At 65.1% G+C, this 17,256-nt stretch carries 11 protein-coding genes; 5 read left to right on the top strand and 6 right to left on the bottom strand.

Going from position 1 to position 17,256, the window contains the following annotated elements; genetic code table 11:
• Positions 1–65 precede the first annotated feature (65 nt).
• Genes AC1RSK_RS15780 through AC1RSK_RS15770 form a run of 3 tightly spaced genes read right to left on the bottom strand, consistent with a single transcriptional unit; the run spans position 66 to position 2,459 of the window.
• Positions 66–386, bottom strand: a complete 321-nt coding sequence (locus tag AC1RSK_RS15780) for a ubiquitination-like system serine protease family protein (RefSeq protein WP_492908533.1) — start codon at positions 384–386, stop codon at positions 66–68.
• On the bottom strand, positions 373–1,770 hold the full coding sequence (locus AC1RSK_RS15775) for a ThiF family adenylyltransferase (protein WP_492908532.1): 1,398 nt from the start codon (positions 1,768–1,770) through the stop codon (positions 373–375). The genes AC1RSK_RS15780 and AC1RSK_RS15775 overlap by 14 nt, the downstream gene beginning before the upstream one ends.
• The gene (locus AC1RSK_RS15770) at positions 1,767–2,459 is read right to left on the bottom strand and encodes an E2/UBC family protein (RefSeq protein WP_492908531.1); all 693 of its coding nucleotides are present in this window, start codon (positions 2,457–2,459) and stop codon (positions 1,767–1,769) included. Before AC1RSK_RS15770 ends, AC1RSK_RS15775 begins: the two co-directional genes overlap by 4 nt.
• Before the next feature lie 94 nt (positions 2,460–2,553).
• Here AC1RSK_RS15770 and AC1RSK_RS15765 point away from each other — a divergent pair, with 94 nt between their 5' ends.
• Together AC1RSK_RS15765 and AC1RSK_RS15760 are read left to right on the top strand one after the other, a co-directional pair.
• Positions 2,554–2,904, top strand: a complete 351-nt coding sequence (locus AC1RSK_RS15765; protein ID WP_492908530.1) for a helix-turn-helix domain-containing protein — start codon at positions 2,554–2,556, stop codon at positions 2,902–2,904.
• 416 nt (positions 2,905–3,320) lie between these two features.
• Complete coding sequence (locus tag AC1RSK_RS15760; RefSeq protein WP_492908529.1) at positions 3,321–4,889, top strand: hypothetical protein; 1,569 nt, start codon at positions 3,321–3,323, stop codon at positions 4,887–4,889.
• Positions 4,890–4,905: 16 nt separating this feature from the next.
• On the opposite strand, the gene AC1RSK_RS15755 is transcribed toward AC1RSK_RS15760, so the two are convergent.
• The 3 genes from AC1RSK_RS15755 to AC1RSK_RS15745 form a co-directional block, all read right to left on the bottom strand.
• Positions 4,906–5,505 carry a hypothetical protein gene (locus tag AC1RSK_RS15755; RefSeq protein ID WP_492908528.1) on the bottom strand — a complete coding sequence of 200 codons (600 nt, stop codon included), beginning with the start codon at positions 5,503–5,505 and terminating at the stop codon, positions 4,906–4,908.
• Positions 5,502–5,687: a hypothetical protein gene (locus tag AC1RSK_RS15750; RefSeq protein WP_492908527.1), complete on the bottom strand. Its 186-nt coding sequence runs from the start codon at positions 5,685–5,687 to the stop codon at positions 5,502–5,504. The genes AC1RSK_RS15755 and AC1RSK_RS15750 overlap by 4 nt, the downstream gene beginning before the upstream one ends.
• A gap of 164 nt (positions 5,688–5,851) precedes the next feature.
• Entirely contained in the window at positions 5,852–7,918 is a 2,067-nt protein-coding gene (locus tag AC1RSK_RS15745) for a hypothetical protein (RefSeq protein ID WP_492908526.1), read from the bottom strand.
• Between the two features lie 289 nt (positions 7,919–8,207).
• Between AC1RSK_RS15745 and AC1RSK_RS15740 the strand changes: the two genes are divergently transcribed.
• The 3 genes from AC1RSK_RS15740 to AC1RSK_RS15730 all read left to right on the top strand — a co-directional run bounded on the left by AC1RSK_RS15740 (position 8,208) and on the right by AC1RSK_RS15730 (position 17,252).
• Positions 8,208–9,182, top strand: coding sequence for a class 1 fructose-bisphosphatase (locus AC1RSK_RS15740; RefSeq protein ID WP_492908525.1), 975 nt, complete (start codon positions 8,208–8,210; stop codon positions 9,180–9,182).
• A gap of 286 nt (positions 9,183–9,468) precedes the next feature.
• Complete coding sequence (locus tag AC1RSK_RS15735; protein ID WP_492908524.1) at positions 9,469–15,192, top strand: HAMP domain-containing protein; 5,724 nt, start codon at positions 9,469–9,471, stop codon at positions 15,190–15,192.
• The gene (locus AC1RSK_RS15730; RefSeq protein WP_492908523.1) at positions 15,192–17,252 is read left to right on the top strand and encodes a response regulator; all 2,061 of its coding nucleotides are present in this window, start codon (positions 15,192–15,194) and stop codon (positions 17,250–17,252) included. Before AC1RSK_RS15735 ends, AC1RSK_RS15730 begins: the two co-directional genes overlap by 1 nt.
• The last annotated feature ends 4 nt before the right edge of the window (positions 17,253–17,256 follow it).

The following is a 17,256-nucleotide window of genomic DNA, read 5'->3' as shown; positions in this document are numbered from 1 at the left end:
GTCCTCCTTTCCCCGCCATCGCCCTGCTGACCGCTGGAGTCGTGTTGCGCGGGCTTTGAGCGGTTCTAGCACCAACGTACTCGGCCCCTCTTAACCCAGAAGTGAGCGCCGCAGCCACTGTCGCGCCATACCGATGGGTAGAGGCTCGGACGGTTCTTCCGGTCGACGGTCAAGTGCCATCTGGGCCGGGCTTCGGGGATCAGCATTAGCTCCAGGACTTCCCCGCACCCGCAGGGACAGGATAACCCTGCCGCCCAATCTTCGACGCCGTCCCGGGCAACGACCAAATCGCGCCGCGGCATGGTGGCGGGGAGACTGTCGTCGGCATGGACTAGAAGTTTGCGCGCCGGCCTAAGCCACTCGCCGAGATTCTTAATCCAACGCATGACACCTCCTGTTCAGGATTGGAAGGCCGAGCAGCGGTTCGCGGCTACCACCCCCAGCCAGAGGGTTGGCTGTTGCCGCGAACTCGTCTTCGGACAGAAATTCCTGATCACCGGAGGCTAGGTCGAAAATCGTGCGTGCATGGTCTCGATTGCTGTCATGTCGGAACGGGTAGGCCCGGGCGATGAACTCCATCATCGCCGCTGAAGCGGCGCGCATATTGAGGGCGATCACTGAAGGTGCTTCCTCCGCGCGACCCTTCATGTAGCCGTCACGAACCTCAGAGGCATGCTGATCTGGCGCGACGCGGGCAATGTATTCCTCGGCCACGCTTTGAGGGGAGTAGACCTCGCGGTCCTCGAGCGACGCGCCGAGCGGCTGGACATAGTCAATTCTGCCGTAAACCCCGCCGATCCGGTGATGTCCTAGTGGATCTTGCCTCACCGGAATTTGGACTCCCATGTCGATTAGCGGAATGGCGAAGGCAGCGGCGATCAGGTCGCAAAGCTGCCGCCCCTCATGGCTGTCCACACAGCAGAACAGAACGTCAGATTCGGCGGCGGCAAGCACCACCTCGCGGTCGAGCAGAGAATGGATGAAGGTCCGGACATGGGCTTCTGGCGCGTAAGCCGCAGCTGCCCTGGCAAACATCGTTACCTTGGGCGTGGCCTTTTGAGCATCAGTGATTGTGGCATTGAGGATGCGGTTGAGGTTCTTTAGTTCGATCCGGTCGGGGTCGCACAGGCCGACGTCGCCAAATCCCATCCGCAAGGTTTGCTCGGCGATGATCGAGCCTGTGCCGGAAACGCCGACGACAAAGGCCGAGAGCCTAGAGAGCTCCGCCGTCATGTCGGCGGTGAAGGCTAGTGGCCGTGCCATGGGCGAACCAGAAGCGTCACTCCAGCAAAGGCGAATATCATCACCAGCAATGACGACGAGTTCCACGTCGATCATGACTTTTCCGTCGTAAACGCGAGCCCGCACAGCGCCGTCCGGAGTCATGAGGGCCGAGCCGTGGTCGGTGTCAATGGCCGCCCGAAGGCCGGGAAGAGCTTGCTCGTCGGACGCATCGTCGATGGCGGAATAGGAAAAGAAGCCCCTAGGATGGCTGTGCATCAGGAAAAGGCTGTCGCCCTGCGGCTCGGCCGTGTCGATTGCTTCTTCGAGATGATCACCGGGCCAGGTCAGCCGGTCGCGCGTCCGGACTGGGCATGCCTCGTATGGCACGGGCATGATCGAGCGGACGATGAAAGTTGTGCGCCGACCCGTGAGCCGCGAGCAGATTAGGATCGCGGCCGCTTCCAGGCCGTCACCGGGGAAGAGATGGCGTATCAACTGGTCGTGCTGAGAGCCGGCAATCCGGAGTGTAGGGCCACGACGAATCACGACTCCACCTCGCGCGAGAGCGACTCCTCGACCAAAGCCAAGTGCGTCACTACGTTGTCCTTGTGCCGATCCCAGCCTCCGTCAGGGCGATGCCGCGACCAGCGTTGGTAGGGCTGACCCAGTACTGCGACACGGTGTTGGGTCTTCGGGATTGAACCTCCCGAGACCAGAGTCAGGTGGGGGTAACAGTAGAACATGTCGATCTGGCCTGCAGGGTAGGTGATCGGTATTTGGAGGCCGAGCGAGAAGCTGGTCTGGTCATAGCCAACCGGCAACGGGTAGCCGTGGATCAGGAGCCAGCGGACGCCCGCATCGGTGAAAGTTTCCCAGAAATACCCAGCGCGCTCGAGGAAAGTCTCATCGGCCGGCAGGAGGTCAAATTCCTGCCGGCGCATCGGAGCTTCGCCGTTGCTGATTTGCTTGGGCGTGAGGCGGAGTTTCTCCACCCCCGGATCGGTGAGGTCGATGATCGTGTCGAGTTCGACCGGACGCTTGGGCTGGCCGGCCACTCGCAGGATCATGATCCAGGGTTGGCTGATGTCGAAACCCGCCTCTTTCATAGCTTCCTTCACCGCAATCGTCGGCTCGGGCCATTCGATGGTCACGCCTTGGACATTCAGCTTGTAGGGCTTGGCCGGCTTGGACTTTTCCGGCTGGCGCCCGCCGGCCTGTTCATTGGATTCGACCACATCACACTCCCTTGCCAATTCGGTTTTCGATTGCGATATTGCAATCAATATGCCCAGTATTGCCAAGTTGGGTGAATTGCAAGAGTGAAATTCAATGTCGAAAGCAGAATTTGATGGTGCGGGCTTCTACCGCGCTCTCGACGCTGTGCGTGCGTCGCGCAAGCTCAACTGGAAGCAAATCGCCGAGCAATCGGGAATTAGCGCATCGACCTTAACCCGATTGGCGCAGGGGCGTCGGCCTGACGTAGATAGCTTGGCGGCGCTCGTCGCATGGGCCGGTCTGAGCGCCGACGACTTCGTCAATGCCAGGGGGGGCGTGGCGCCAGAGCCGATTGGCCAGATTGCCTCCTACCTCAGCAGCGACCCCCGCCTCAATGATGAGGGTCGCGATGCGATGATGCAAATTATCGTCGCCGCCTACGGTCGTTTCAGAACAAGCGATTGAGCGCGCCGCGAGGCCCGATCAACCATTCGTTGCTTCGTCCGCGATTCTGCGTGTAATTAAGAACTTGGCTATTTTCACGGCCTATTTTGCTTGACCGGGTAGGTGGGGGGCCCGTATCAGGTGTCGCTTAACTGCCCACAAGCCGGGTGCAACTCTCACCATCCACACGCGTTTCTCGTGGATGCCGGATAGAGCAATGGCAGACGCTAAAGACAAAACCGAAGCCCCCACCGCGACGCCCATGCGCGCCAAGGTCGTGGAGGTTCCGCGTCTGACGCCAGACCAGCTTGAGTTCTTGAGAAATACGAACCTCCGACCAGGCTCCTTCGATCGCAATGTTGTGGTCGGCGGTCCAAGCCGCGTTCGGCGACCGACGGCCTGAAGGCCGGCGTCACCCCTATATTGCGGCAAAGAGCATGTGGTCTGACCTCGCCGTCGTCGGCGCAACGGTCGCCTGTAGTCCTCCCTATTCCTTCTACTTCGATCTGATCGAGAAGGTCTGGAAGACAAAGGCCGCCAACAACTTGCCGCTTCACCGGCTGTGCACCCTCGCCCGAAAGCAGGGTGCGCGTACAATCATCATCGAGCCGGCGGCTCGCTTGCCGCACGTCGCGCAGGAAATCGACGAACTCGATCGGATGCATGCTGGTGGCGGCGGCGCGGCGGAGGCGATCGCGATTTCGTTCTTCGCCTGCGACATTGCCGAAGATGGCGATCTTGCAGACGTGACCGAAGGGGCGTTCCTCGGGCAGGCGGTCATCATTAACTATCGGCCGCCCGGACGAGCCGAATTTGAGGTGTCTTACGTCTTCGAAGGCATTCTGCCGCCGCCAACGCTTTCCCGAGAGGAGGGCCGCAGCTTTCTGTTGAACAACTATTTGGCACCCCATCACACCTACCAATGCACCGTGAGAGACCGAACCTTTACGGTCGAGGGCGTCTACTACTGCCAACAGAACAGCCTGACACACGTTTGCGCCCATGCCTGCTTGCACATGGCGCTGCGTACCAGCGAGGCCGACGATCTGACTACCAAGCAGATCAACGACAAATTGGGGGTCACGCCCCCCTGCCAAGGTCTGTCTCTGGGACAGATCGTGGATGTCATCGAGAGCCGCGGCCTGGAGGCCGACGTGACGGAGATCAAGGGCGATCAGAAATACATGCCCCTTCTCGCCTCAATCATCGAGAGCGGTGACCAGGCGCTGCTGATCTTTAGGACAGGCAATGGAGCTGACGGCCCTGACGGAAAACAGGAAGAGCATGTCGTGCTCGTCTTCGGCCATACGCGACATTCCGACGAATGGCACCCTCAGGCCATCCCCGTGTACGCTGGTCCCGGTTCGTCTCAGTATCTGCAAGCTTCAGCTTGGATCGACCATTTCTTGATCCATGACGACAACCTCGGGCCCTACTACACGCTCAGTAGCCAAGCCCTAGAATTCGACCCGGACGTCAGCGCGCACTGGATCATTGCGATCCGCCAGAAAACTCCAAATCTCACGGCTGAAGGCGCGGAGGCGATTGCCGCCCTCATGCTGACCAATTTGTTGCCGGTGCTGGCGACGTCCAGTTCCGGGCGGTGGTTCGACTACATAACCCAGAACACTTGGCGCTACGTCCTGCGGACGATCCTACTGTCGCGGGAGGACTATCTAGAGCATCTACGCAGCGCACACGGGCACGACGAGAGCTCGGCCACGGCCGAAGAACTTGAGGTTCTCGGCACTCTTCCTGAGCGAATCTGGATGGTGGAATTTACACTGCCGTCTTTGTTCACGGGCAACCGCGCCAAGCTCGGCGAAGTACTGCTGATGGCGGACTCCGTGAATCCGGACGATGTCGACGACGTCTTTCTCGGACTGCGTCTTCCCAACTTGCTGGTAGTGAAGAACCCGCAAACCGGCGAAATGGTTCAGAGCGACTGCTCCCTCCAGTCGCACTCAGCCCTGTTTCGGCGAACTAACTGCGGCGTCGAATGGTAATCGCTCGCGCCTGTCGCTAGGGCAGAAAGATGCCCTTGATCGCCTTGGGGTTTCGCACGGCGATCTGTGTGTGGGTTTTGGCGAAGAACCCGCCTTCTGGATAGGCAAGGCCGCCTTCTGGAAAGAGGCCACGCACTGTGTCGAAGGGCTCGGCGCCGGTAACTCCCAACACCGCCGCGTCTTCGACGCTCGCGTGCACCTTTTCAATCACCGCGAAGTCGAGGAACCGCAATAGCTTATTCTCGAACGGGTCACCCGGTACATCTTTGTTGACCGGCATCTCTAGGTGGGCGGCCTGCGTCTCGGCGAGAAGGCCCTCATAGCCGAGAGTCAGAAGGTCGATGTTCTCGCGCACGACAAGATCCAGGCAGTTGCCTAGATCAATGACTGCGCCGATGACGAACGGCTCTTCGTAGTCTCCGCGAGCGGCCTTCCATTCGGCCCATTCGCGGGCCCTCTGCGGATCGGCTTCCCAGAAGTAGATGCCCTTTCCGAGCCAATCGAATCCCTTGTCGCCGCTTGGTTTAAGTACGGTCTGACGCAATAAAGCCGCCATGCCGACGGCCTTGTCGCAACCATGATAGCCAAGGACGAAGGAAGTCGCGAGCCGGCTCACTGCTTTGGCTTGCCGGCTTTCTTTTTGGGTTTGCCGCCATAGGCAGGCGTCAGTTTTCCATCCGCCGTGTAGACCCCGCGACGAACTAACGATTCACGCGCGGCCTCCTCACTCACCGTATTCTTGGCGGTGTGTTGACGGATCAACTGCTTGATCTGGTCTCGAGCTTTATCGTTCAGCACGGAATCATTTTCTCCACCGATCAAATTAGAACATCTACGAATCGATTGCAAGAATGCAATCGAGCGCCTCTCACGCAACCTACATGGCGTTGAGCTTATCAGCGCGTGAAGGTCTACAATGGGCTCCTGTTGTTCCTCCAACAGGGGAAACGAAGTGCTCCCCCTCACTCAAACACACTCCCTCCGTCCGCAAACTCCGCCGCCCCGAACCCACTGTTCACCCCCGGCTCCCAAACCGACCCGCAGTCCGCAAACTCTGGCAACGGCCGCCAGTGCGCCACCGGCGGCGTCAGCCGGTCCACCGCCCGCCCGATCAGCGACAGACAGTCCACCTCGTCGTCATACCGCCCCGTCGGAAACGCCACGCACTCGTCCACGAAACAGTCGCCGTCCCCGTCGTCGCGCACATAGACCCGCCCCTCGCGCACCAGGGCCTGGGCGCCCCGCGCCCGCGCCACCTTGTCCTGGCCCGAGCTCAGCCACTCCAGGGGGCAGCTCAACCGCCGCTGGCGCATCTTGGCGACCAGCATCGGCTCCACCGCCCGCTGGATCACCCCGGCCTCGCCGAACCAGCGCCGGATGCCGCCCCCGGCCCGGCGGAAGTCGGCGATCAGGTCGCACTGGCGCTCGATCCACTGGTCGCTGCTGGTCTGGCCGCCCCAGCTGGCCACCCGCCACAGGTTCATCGCCTCGTCGACGCCCCACACCGTCAGCCGCGTGAAGTCGCCGCCACCGTCGGTCACCGCATAGTCGCTGGTCCCATAGTAGCGCAGCACCTTGGGCAGCTCATGGTCCTGGAACCGCCGGAACCACCCCCGCTCGAAATAGCTGCCCTCCTCGGGCCGCGGCCGCTGCTGGTAGAGGGCGTTCCACGTCCGCGGGTTCAGCCGGAACTGCGGCCAGTGGTCGGCGCCCCAGTATTCCGGCCACAGATAATCCCCCACCGCCCGCCCCAGCGGATCGTCCGCCCGCTCGGCCTGGGCCGGGATGCTGACCACCTCCCAGGTCTCGCCGTCGCGGCACAGCACCGGGCCCGAGCGCCCGTCATAGTCGGCCGGCAGCAGGCTGCCGGCCAGGTCGTCCTCGTGCCAGCGGGTCTGGATCAGCACGATCCGCCCGCCGCTCTTCAGCCGGGTGCGCACCGTGTCGTCGAACTCCTCGCGGGTCCGGCGCCGCACCAGCGGGCTATCGGCCTCGGCCCGGCCCTTGACCGGGTCGTCGATGACGATCAGGTCGGCCCGGTTCCCCGTGATGCCGGCCAGCATCCCGGCCCCCATCCATTCGCCGCCGTTGCTCAGGGCCCAGTCGACGGCGCTGGCCCGGCCCTTCTCCGGGGTGACCCCGAACAGCGACTGGAACATCGGCTGGCGCGTCACGCTCCGGGCCTTGCGCCCGCGCCGCCCGGCCAGGGCGGTGGCGTAGGTCACCACCAGCACGCTGCGGTTCTCGCCCCGCGCCAGGAACCAGGGGGTGAACACATCCACCGCATAGGTCGACTTGGCCGACCCCGGCGGCATGAACCCCATCAGCCGCCGGATCTCGCCGCGCTCGACCGCCTCCAGCTTCTCGAGCCACAGCCTGTGGTGGGCGGCCAGCTTCAGGCTCCGCCCGGGCCCGGCCCCGGGGATGTCGATCAGCTTGCAGAAGGCGGTCAGGCCGCCGGCCTGGCTGCGGACCAGCCGTTGCTGGCGCGCGCTGGCGGCCGGCGGCGGGGAGGGCGGCTGGGCCTTGCCGGGCCGCAGCGCCGCGCAGGCCGCCGCCACCTCCTCGCGGCTGGTCGCCAGGCCCAGCTCCACGAAGCGGTCCCAGAAGGTGTCCGGCACGCCGCTGTTCTTCCAGACCGAGACGGTCGACTGCGACTTGCCCAGCGCCGTACCGACCTGGGTCGGACCGCCGCCGTGGTCGATCATGTCGGCGATCGAGCGTGGCCCGCCGGTCCAGGCCGCCAGCCGCGCCTTCAGCTCCTCGACCGTCGGCGGCGGCAGGTGTTTCTTGACCCCCGCCGCGATGGAGGCCTGCCGCAGCTCCTCCTCGCTGGCCCAGCCTCGCGCGACGAAGAGGGGCCAGACCTTGTCGGTGACGCCGTTTCTCTTCCACGCCAGGACGGTCGCCGCCGCCATGTCGAGCGCCTTCCCGACCACGGCCGGGCCGCCGGCGTCCTCGACGATGCGCGCGGCCGTGCGAAAGCCGCCGGCGGGCGCCGGGGCGGAGGGATCGGTGATGTCGGGCATGGTGTGATTGTACGAAACATACAGGCAAAATGCAAGCGAAGATTTGGGGGAGGGGGTCCGGGCCCGTTCCCTCGCGCCCCCACCGACGGGGACGATAATCCGGGGACACTATATAGATTTTCGCCCAGCGTGTGGCCGCTTCCGCGCCGAAAATCTATATAGTGTCCCCGGATTATCTGGCGCGGGCGGCGCCAGGGGGCAGGCTTTCGTTGCGGCGACAGGCCTCCGGACTTCGGCTTTTGGCAGAACCTTGCTAAGGGGCGCATCGACGTCACCGGAGCCCGCCGCCTTGACCCTGTCCGACCACCTGTCGACCGCCCATCCGGCCCTGGCCGACCTCGTGCTGGCCGTGGCCGACGCCTGTGTCGAGATCGCCGGGGTCGTCCGCCGGGGCGGGGCCGAGCATGGCGCCGCCGTCTCCGTCAACGTCCAGGGCGAGGTGCAGAAGGGGCTCGACGTCCTGGCCAACGACATCCTGCTGCGCGTCGCCGCCCGCAGCCCGGCCCTGGTCGCCATGGGCTCGGAGGAGATGGACGAGGTTCAGCCGGTCCGCGATCTGGGTCCCGAGGGCGGGTACTACCTGCTGTTCGATCCGCTCGACGGCTCCAGCAACATCGAGGTCAACATCTCGGTCGGCACCATCTTCTCGATCCTGCCGGCCCCCGGCGCCAGCCCGGCCCGCCCCGCCACCGAGGCCGACCTCATGCAGCCCGGCCGCAATCAGGTGGCCGCCGGCTATGTGGTCTATGGCCCGCAGGTCACCCTGGTGCTGACCCTGGGCGAGGGCGTCGCCGGCTTCACCCTCGATCCGCAGACGCAGGTCTGGACGCGCACGGCCGAGCGGATGACCGTGCCGGCCCGCACCGGCGAATACGCCATCAACGCCTCCAACCACCGCCACTGGGCCCCGCCCGTGCAGCGTTATGTCGACGAGCTGCTGGCCGGCCAGGAGGGGCCGCGCGGGCGGAACTTCAACATGCGCTGGGTCGGCTCGATGGTCGCCGACCTGCACCGCATCCTGACCAGGGGCGGGGTCTTCCTCTACCCGTGGGACAAGCGCGAGCCTGATCGGGCCGGCAAGCTGCGCCTGATGTACGAGGCCAATCCGATGAGCCTCTTGGTGCGGGAAGCCGGCGGCGCGGCCTTCGACGGCGCCGTCGACATGCTTGATGTCGAGGTCACCGGCCTGCACCAGCGGGTGTCGGTGATGATCGGCTCGGCCGAGGAAATCGACCATCTGAAGGCGCTGCACGCCGCCGGCTGACGCATTCCGCCTTTGGGCCGCCGGAAAATCGGCCTGTAGCGGCTTTAGGCAGGGAACTTCCCGCGCAAATCGGGCGTTGGGCACTCACGGTGGGGTGCCGCACGGTCGTGTTTACGCCCCCGACATTTGGGCTCCAGGGGGTTCCATGACGGCTTCGGTGCAGAGCACGCGCGCGGCGTCTTCCAAAGGTCATGCCGACAGGTCGAACGGTCATTACGCGCCGGCCCAGCTCAATCAACGAGAACTGCTCGCCGCCCTCCGCGCGTTTCGCCGGGGGGATTTTTCCGTGCGGTTGCCGCGCAGCCTCGATGGCGTCGACGGCGAGATCGCCGAGGCCTTCAACGAGGTCGTCGAACTCAACGACCGCATGACCAAGGAATTCGAGCGCCTTGGCGAGGTGGTCGGCAAGCAGGGCAAGATCAACCACCGCGCCCGGCTGCCCGCCGCCGCCGGGTCCTGGGCGGCCAGCGTCGACGCGGTCAACAGCCTGATCGCCGACATGGTCCACCCGACCGCCGAAATGGCCCGGGTGATCGGGGCCGTGGCCAAGGGCGACCTTAGCCAGACCATGGACCTGGAGAACGAGGAGCGGCCCCTGCGCGGGGAGTTCCTGCGCACCGGCAAGGTGGTGAACACCATGGTCGGCCAGCTGGGCAGTTTCGCCTCGGAAGTGACCCGCGTGGCCCGCGAGGTCGGCACTGAAGGCAAGCTCGGCGGCCAGGCCCAGGTGAAGGGCGTCGCCGGCACCTGGAAGGACCTCACCGACAACGTCAACCTGATGGCCGACAACCTGACCGGCCAGGTCCGCAACATCGCCGAAGTGACCACCGCCGTCGCCCGGGGCGACCTGTCCCGCAAGATTACGGTGGATGTGAAGGGCGAGGTGCTGGAGCTCAAGAACACGATTAACGTCATGGTTGACCAGCTCAATAGTTTCGCCTCTGAGGTGACTCGCGTGGCCCGCGAAGTCGGCACCGAAGGCAAGCTGGGCGGCCAGGCCAACGTGCAGGGCGTCACCGGCGCCTGGAAGGACCTCACCGACAACGTCAACCTGATGGCCGACAACCTGACCGGCCAGGTGCGCAACATCGCCGAGGTGACCACCGCCGTGGCCCGCGGCGACCTCTCCAAGAAAATCACCGTCGACGTGCGCGGCGAGATTCTGGAATTGAAGAACACAATCAACGTGATGGTGGACCAACTTAATGCGTTCGCTTCGGAAGTGACCCGCGTGGCCCGCGAGGTCGGCACCGAAGGCAAGCTGGGCGGTCAGGCCCGCGTGGAGGGCGTCGGCGGCACCTGGAAGGACCTGACCGACAACGTCAACTTCATGGCCGCCAACCTGACCGGCCAGGTGCGGAACATCGCTGAAGTCACGACCGCCGTGGCCAACGGCGACCTCTCCAAGAAAATTACGGTCGATGTAAAGGGCGAGGTTTCGGAACTAAAGACTACCATCAATACCATGGTTGACCAGCTGAATGCTTTCTCATCCGAAGTGACGCGCGTGGCCCGCGAAGTTGGCACTGAAGGAAAACTTGGCGGCCAGGCCAATGTGCGCGGCGTGACCGGTGCCTGGAAGGACCTCACCGACAACGTCAACCTGATGGCCGCCAACCTGACCGGCCAGGTCCGCAACATCGCCGATGTGACCACCGCCGTGGCCATGGGTGATCTGTCCAAGAAGATCACGGTGGATGTCCGCGGCGAGATCCTCGAGTTAAAGAACACGATTAATGTGATGGTGGACCAGCTGAACAGCTTTTCTTCCGAAGTCACGCGCGTTGCTCGCGAAGTCGGCACCGAAGGCAAGCTTGGCGGTCAGGCGCAGGTGAAGGGCGTCGCCGGAACCTGGAAGGATCTCACCGACAACGTCAACTTCATGGCCGCCAACCTGACCGGCCAGGTGCGGAACATCGCCGAAGTGACCACCGCCGTTGCCCGTGGCGACCTCAGTAAAAAGATCACGGTGGACGTCAAGGGCGAGATTCTTGAACTAAAAAACACGATCAACGTCATGGTTGATCAGCTGAATGCTTTCGCCTCTGAAGTAACACGCGTCGCCAAGGAAGTCGGCACCGAAGGAAAGCTTGGCGGCCAGGCGCAGGTGCCTGGGGTCGGCGGCACCTGGAAGGACCTGACCGACAACGTCAACTTCATGGCCGCCAACCTGACCGGCCAGGTCCGCAACATCGCCGACGTGACCACCGCCGTGGCCATGGGTGATCTCTCCAAGAAGATCACAGTCGATGTGAAGGGCGAAATCCTGGAACTCAAGAACACTATCAATACGATGGTGGACCAGCTGAACAGTTTTTCTTCCGAGGTGACGCGCGTTGCGCGCGAAGTCGGCACCGAAGGCAAACTCGGTGGTCAGGCGCAGGTGCGCGGGGTGGCCGGCACCTGGAAGGACCTGACCGACAACGTCAACATGATGGCCGCCAACCTGACCGGCCAAGTCCGGAACATCGCTGAAGTGACCACCGCCGTGGCCCGCGGCGACCTCAGCAAAAAAATCACGGTGGATGTCAAGGGTGAGATCCTTGAGTTAAAGAACACAATCAATGTCATGGTTGATCAGTTGAATGCTTTCGCATCGGAAGTAACGCGCGTCGCCAAGGAAGTCGGCACCGAGGGAAAGCTTGGCGGTCAGGCGCAGGTGCCTGGGGTCGGCGGGACCTGGAAGGACCTGACCGACAACGTCAACTTCATGGCGGCCAACCTGACCGGCCAGGTGCGCGGCATCGCCGATGTCGTCACCGCCGTGGCCCAGGGCGATCTGAAGCGCACCCTGACCCTCGACGCCAAGGGCGAGATCGCCAGCCTCGCCGACACCATCAACGGCATGATCGAGACCCTCGCCACCTTCGCCGACCAGGTGACCAACGTCGCCCGCGAGGTCGGCATCGAGGGCAAGCTGGGCGGCCAGGCGCGGGTGCCCGGCGCCGCCGGCCTGTGGCGCGACCTGACCGACAACGTCAACGAACTGGCGGCCAACCTGACCACCCAGGTCCGCGCCATCGCCGAGGTGTCGACGGCTGTGACCAAGGGCGACCTGACCCGCTCAATCACCGTCGAGGCCTCCGGCGAAGTGGAGGAATTGAAGAACAATATCAATGAGATGATCCGCAACCTGAAGGATCAGACCCTCAAGAACACCGAGCAGGACTGGCTGAAGACCAACCTGGCGCGGTTCACACGGATGCTGCAGGGCGAGCGCGACCTGTCGACCGTGTCGCATATGGTGCTGTCGGAGCTGGCCCCGCTGATCAACGCCCAGCACGCGGTCTTCTATGCGGCGGACCACGACGAGGACGACCAGGTGGTCCTCAACCTGGCGGCCAGCTACGCCTTCAATAACAGAAAGCACGTGGCCAGCACCTTCCGGCTGCGCGAAGGCCTGGTCGGCCAGTGCGCGCACGAGAAGTCGCGCATCCTGCTCACCAACGTGCCCAAGGACTACATCCAGATCAGCTCGGGCCTGGGCGAAGCGGCGCCGCTCAACATCATCGTCCTGCCGGCCATCTTCGAGGGCGAGGTCAAGGCAGTCATCGAACTGGCGACCTTCGGTGAGTTCTCGGAAACCCACCAGAGCTTCCTCGATCAGCTGATGGAATCCATCGGCATCGTCTTGAACACCATCGCCGCCAACATGCGGACCGAGGGGCTGCTCAAGCAGTCACAGCTGCTGACCTCCGAGCTTCAAGCCCAGCAGGAAGAGTTGAAAAAGACCAACGACCGGCTGGAACAGCAGGCCACGTCCCTGCGCCAATCGGAGGAACTGCTGCGCACCAAACAGGACGAACTGCAGCAGACCAACGCCGAACTGGAGGACAAGGCCCAGCTGCTGTCCAACCAGAACAAGCAGGTGGAAGGCAAGAACCGCGAGGTCGAACAGGCCAAGCTGGCGCTGGAGGAGAAGGCCGAACAGCTGGCCCTGACCTCCAAGTACAAGTCCGAGTTCCTGGCCAACATGAGCCACGAACTGCGCACGCCGCTGAACTCGCTGCTGATCCTCTCCAAGCTGCTCAGCGACAACACCCAGGGCAACCTGTCGGACAAGCAGGTCGAGTTCGCCCGCAACATCCACGACGCCGGCTCCGACCTGCTGGGCCTGATCAACGACATCCTCGACCTGTCGAAGATCGAGAGCGGCACCGTCACCCTCGACATCGGCGAGATGGGCTTCGCCGACCTGCGCGACCAGGTCGACCGCACCTTCGCGCAAGTGGCCCGGACCAAGAGCCTCGACTTCCTGGTTGAGCTCGATGCCGACCTGCCCCGCGCCATGTACACCGACGACAAGCGCCTGCAGCAGATCATCAAGAACCTGCTCTCCAACGCCTTCAAGTTCACCGAGAAGGGCCATGTGAAGCTCAAGGTGAGCCGGGCCGAGGAGGGCTGGAGCGCCGGCAACGACCATCTCAACCGGGCCGGCCAGGTGCTGGCCTTCCAGGTTGAGGACAGCGGCATCGGCATCCCCGAGGAGAAGCAGCGCATCATCTTCGAGGCCTTCCAGCAGGCCGACGGCACCACCAGCCGCAAGTACGGCGGCACGGGCCTGGGCCTCTCGATCAGCCGCGAGATCACCCGCCTGCTCGGCGGCGAGCTGAAGGTCGAGAGCCGCACGGGTCTCGGCTCCACCTTCACCCTCTACCTGCCGCTCAACTTCAGCCCGGCCCAGGCCCCGCTGATGAGCCGGCCGGCCCCGGCTCCCGTGCCGCGGATGATGATCTCCAACACCCTGTCGGACGACGCCCCCGAGCCGGTGGCCGACGACCGCGATGTCATCGCCGCTGGGGACTCGGTGGTGCTGATCGTCGAGGACGACAACCGCTTCGCCGACATCCTGCTCAACCTGGTCCGCGACGCCGGCTTCAAGGGCGTGGTCACGGCCGAGGGGCAGGCGGTCTCGTCCCTGGCCCGGCGCTTCGCTCCTGACGCCATCATGCTGGACATCGGCCTGCCGGATATCGACGGCCTGGCCCTGCTCGACATGCTGAAACGAACGCCCGAGACGCGTCACATCCCGGTCCACCTGATTTCCGGCCACGACCAGAAGGGCCTGGGCTTGTCCATGGGCGCCTACGGCTTCACCCACAAGCCGGTCGAGCATGAGCAGGTGGTCGGGGCGCTGGAAGAGGTGAAGAGCTTCGTCGCCAAGGCCGACCGCCGCGTCGCCGTGGTCGGCGGCGAGGACGAGGCCAGCCTGGTGCTGCGCGGCAGTTTCGAGCAGATCGAGATCGTCGCCGACCTGCCCTCGGTGCTGGCCAAGGCTCCCGCCGAACGGCCCGACGCCGTGGTCATCGAGGCCGGGGCCCTGGCGCCCCACCTGCTCGTCGACTTGCTGAAAGCCGCCCAGGACCCGGCCCATCCGGTCATCGTCTATGCGCCGCGCGACCTGCCGCCCGAGGAGGATCGCCGGCTGCGGCTGGCGGTGTTCGGCGGCCTGGTCCGCCTGGCCCGCACGCCCGAGCACCTGATCGACCAGGTCAGCCTGCTGCTGCACGAGCGCACCGACAACCTGTCGGAAACCGCTCGGGCCAGCCTCAGCCGCACCCGCAGCCACGACGCGGTGCTGACGGGGCGCAAGGTGCTGGTCATCGACGACGACATCCGCAACATCTTCTCCCTGGCCAGCGCCCTGGAGGAGTACGGCCTGGAGCTGGTCTACGCCGAAAGCGGCCGGGCGGGCCTCGACCTGCTCGATGCCGATCCCGATGTCGACGCCATCCTCGTCGACATCATGATGCCGGACATGGACGGCTACGAGACCATGCGCGAGATTCGGGCGCGGGAAGGCTTCGCCGACCTGCCGGTAGTGGCCGTCACCGCCAAGGCGATGAAGGGCGACCGCCAGAAGTGCATCCAGGCCGGGGCCTCCGACTATGTCTCCAAGCCGGTCGACATCGACCACCTGACCTCGGTCCTGAGGGTGGGCATCCAGCGGACGGACGCCATGCGGCTGGCCAGCGACACCGTGGTCTCCCTGATGCCGCAGGCGGGCTGATGACGAATACGGCCCGCACAGGCTGGGCGACGACCGCGCCGGGGCCGGCCCTGGAACCGGCGCGGGCGCGCATCCTCATTGTCGACGACGACGAGCGCAACGCCTTCGCCGCCGTCCAGGCGCTGGAGGCGCTCGGCCACGACCTTGTCGTCGCCCGCTCCGGCGAGGAGGCCCTGCGCGCCCTGCTGGTCGACGAGTTCGCGGTCATCCTGCTCGACCTGCACATGCCGGGCATGGACGGCTACGAAACCGCCCAGATGATCCGTTCGCGGAAAAAGAACGCCGGCACGCCCATCGTCTTCCTGACCGCCATCTTCCGCGACGAGGCCCATGTCTTCCAGGCCTACTCGGCCGGCGCCGTCGATGTGGTGTTCAAGCCGGTCGATCCCTTCATCCTGCGCTCCAAGGTCAACGTCCTGGTCGACCTCTACCTGAAGACCGCTGAGGTCGAGCGGCGCGCCGCCGAGGCCCACCGCCTGCTCGACGAGAACGCCCGGGTGACGGCCGCCAAGGAGCATGCCGAACGGGCCCTGCAGCGCTCGCGCCAGCGGGAGGAGGCCATCCTCCGCTCCCTGCCCATCGTCTTCCACGCCCGCACCGCCGTTCCGCCCTTCGCCCCGTCCTTCGTCAGCGACAGCATCGAGGCCATCACCGGCTTTCCGCCCTCACGCTTCGTGGAGGAGGCGACCTTCGGCGCCTCGCGCATCCATCCCGACGACCTGGAGCGGGTGATCGAGACCGTCTCGGCCGCCGTCCACACCGGGACCTACGCCTGCGAGTTCCGCTGGCAGTGCGCCGACGGGTCCTACCGCCACCTGCTCGACCAGGGCGTGCTGGCGCCGGCCGGGGAGGGCGAGCAGGAAATCTTCGGCGTCATCATGGACGCCACCGAGCGCCGCTCGCTGGAGGAGCAGCTGGCCCAGGCCCGCAAGATGGAGGCGGTCGGCCAGCTGACCGGCGGCGTCGCCCATGACTTCAACAACCTGCTGACCGTGGTGCTCGGCAACGTCGACATGCTGACCCGCCGCGAGGAGGGCCCGGACAAGCGGTCCTCGCGCATCGACGCCGTCCGCCAGGCCGCCGAGCGTGGCCGCGACCTGACCCAGCAGTTGCTGGCCTTCTCCCGCCGCCAGCACCTGACCCCGGTCACCCTCGACGCCTGCGCGCTGATCCGCGACTTCGTCCCGCTGCTGCGCCAGGCGGTCGGCGAGGCGGTGACCATCGACCTGGCCCTGGCCGACGCTCCCCTGCCGGTCCATGTCGACCGCACCCAGCTGGAGACGGCGTTGCTCAACCTGGCGGTCAACGCCCGGGACGCCATGCCCGGCGGCGGCCTCCTGACCATCGCCGCCGAGCGGGCCGGCGAGCGGGTGGTGCTGGAGGTGCGCGACACGGGGCTGGGCATGACCCAGCGGGTGCGCGACCACGTCTTCGAGCCCTTCTTCACCACCAAGGAGGTCGGCAAGGGCTCGGGCCTCGGCCTCAGCCAGGTCTACGGCTTCGTCAGCCAGTCGCACGGCGAGGTCGGCATCGACAGCGCCCCTGGCAAGGGAACGGCTGTGCGGCTGGTTCTGCCGCTGTCGGCGGAAGCCTGCCAGGCGCGAGAAGAGCCGCCGGCCGTCACCGAGGTGGTCAGCGGTCAGGAACGCATCCTGGTCGTCGAGGACGAGGCCACCGTGCGCGACCTGGCCGTCGAGATGCTGCGCTCGCTCGGCTACCAGATCGTCACCGCCGGCGACGCGGCCGAGGCTCTGGAGGTGCTGCGAGAGGACGACGGCATCGACCTGCTGTTCTCCGACGTGGTCATGCCGGGCGGGGCCAGCGGCGTCGGCCTGGCGCAATCGGCCCGTGTCCTGCGCCCTGACTTGCCGATCCTGCTGACCTCCGGCTACGTCGCCGAGCCGGCCATGCTGAACGGCGCCGACTTCCCGCTGATCGACAAGCCCTATGACGTGGTCAGCCTGTCGCGGCTGCTGCGCTCGCTGCTGGACCGACCCGTGAAGGCGCGGCGCGGCCGGCGCCGGGCGCGGGATGGGGCCGCGGCGGCCGCCCAGGCCTGACGGC

Source organism: Caulobacter sp. GW821-FHT11A05 (assembly GCF_058809015.1).
This window is presented reverse-complemented; position numbering and strand designations above follow the sequence as displayed.

Coding starts and splice junctions, on each gene's coding strand:
- AC1RSK_RS15780 (WP_492908533.1), bottom strand. CDS start 386: ATGCGTTGGATTAAGAATCTCGGCGAGTGGCTTAGGCCGGCGCGCAAA.
- AC1RSK_RS15765 (WP_492908530.1), top strand. CDS start 2,554: ATGTCGAAAGCAGAATTTGATGGTGCGGGCTTCTACCGCGCTCTCGAC.
- AC1RSK_RS15760 (WP_492908529.1), top strand. CDS start 3,321: ATGTGGTCTGACCTCGCCGTCGTCGGCGCAACGGTCGCCTGTAGTCCT.
- AC1RSK_RS15745 (WP_492908526.1), bottom strand. CDS start 7,918: ATGCCCGACATCACCGATCCCTCCGCCCCGGCGCCCGCCGGCGGCTTT.
- AC1RSK_RS15730 (WP_492908523.1), top strand. CDS start 15,192: ATGACGAATACGGCCCGCACAGGCTGGGCGACGACCGCGCCGGGGCCG.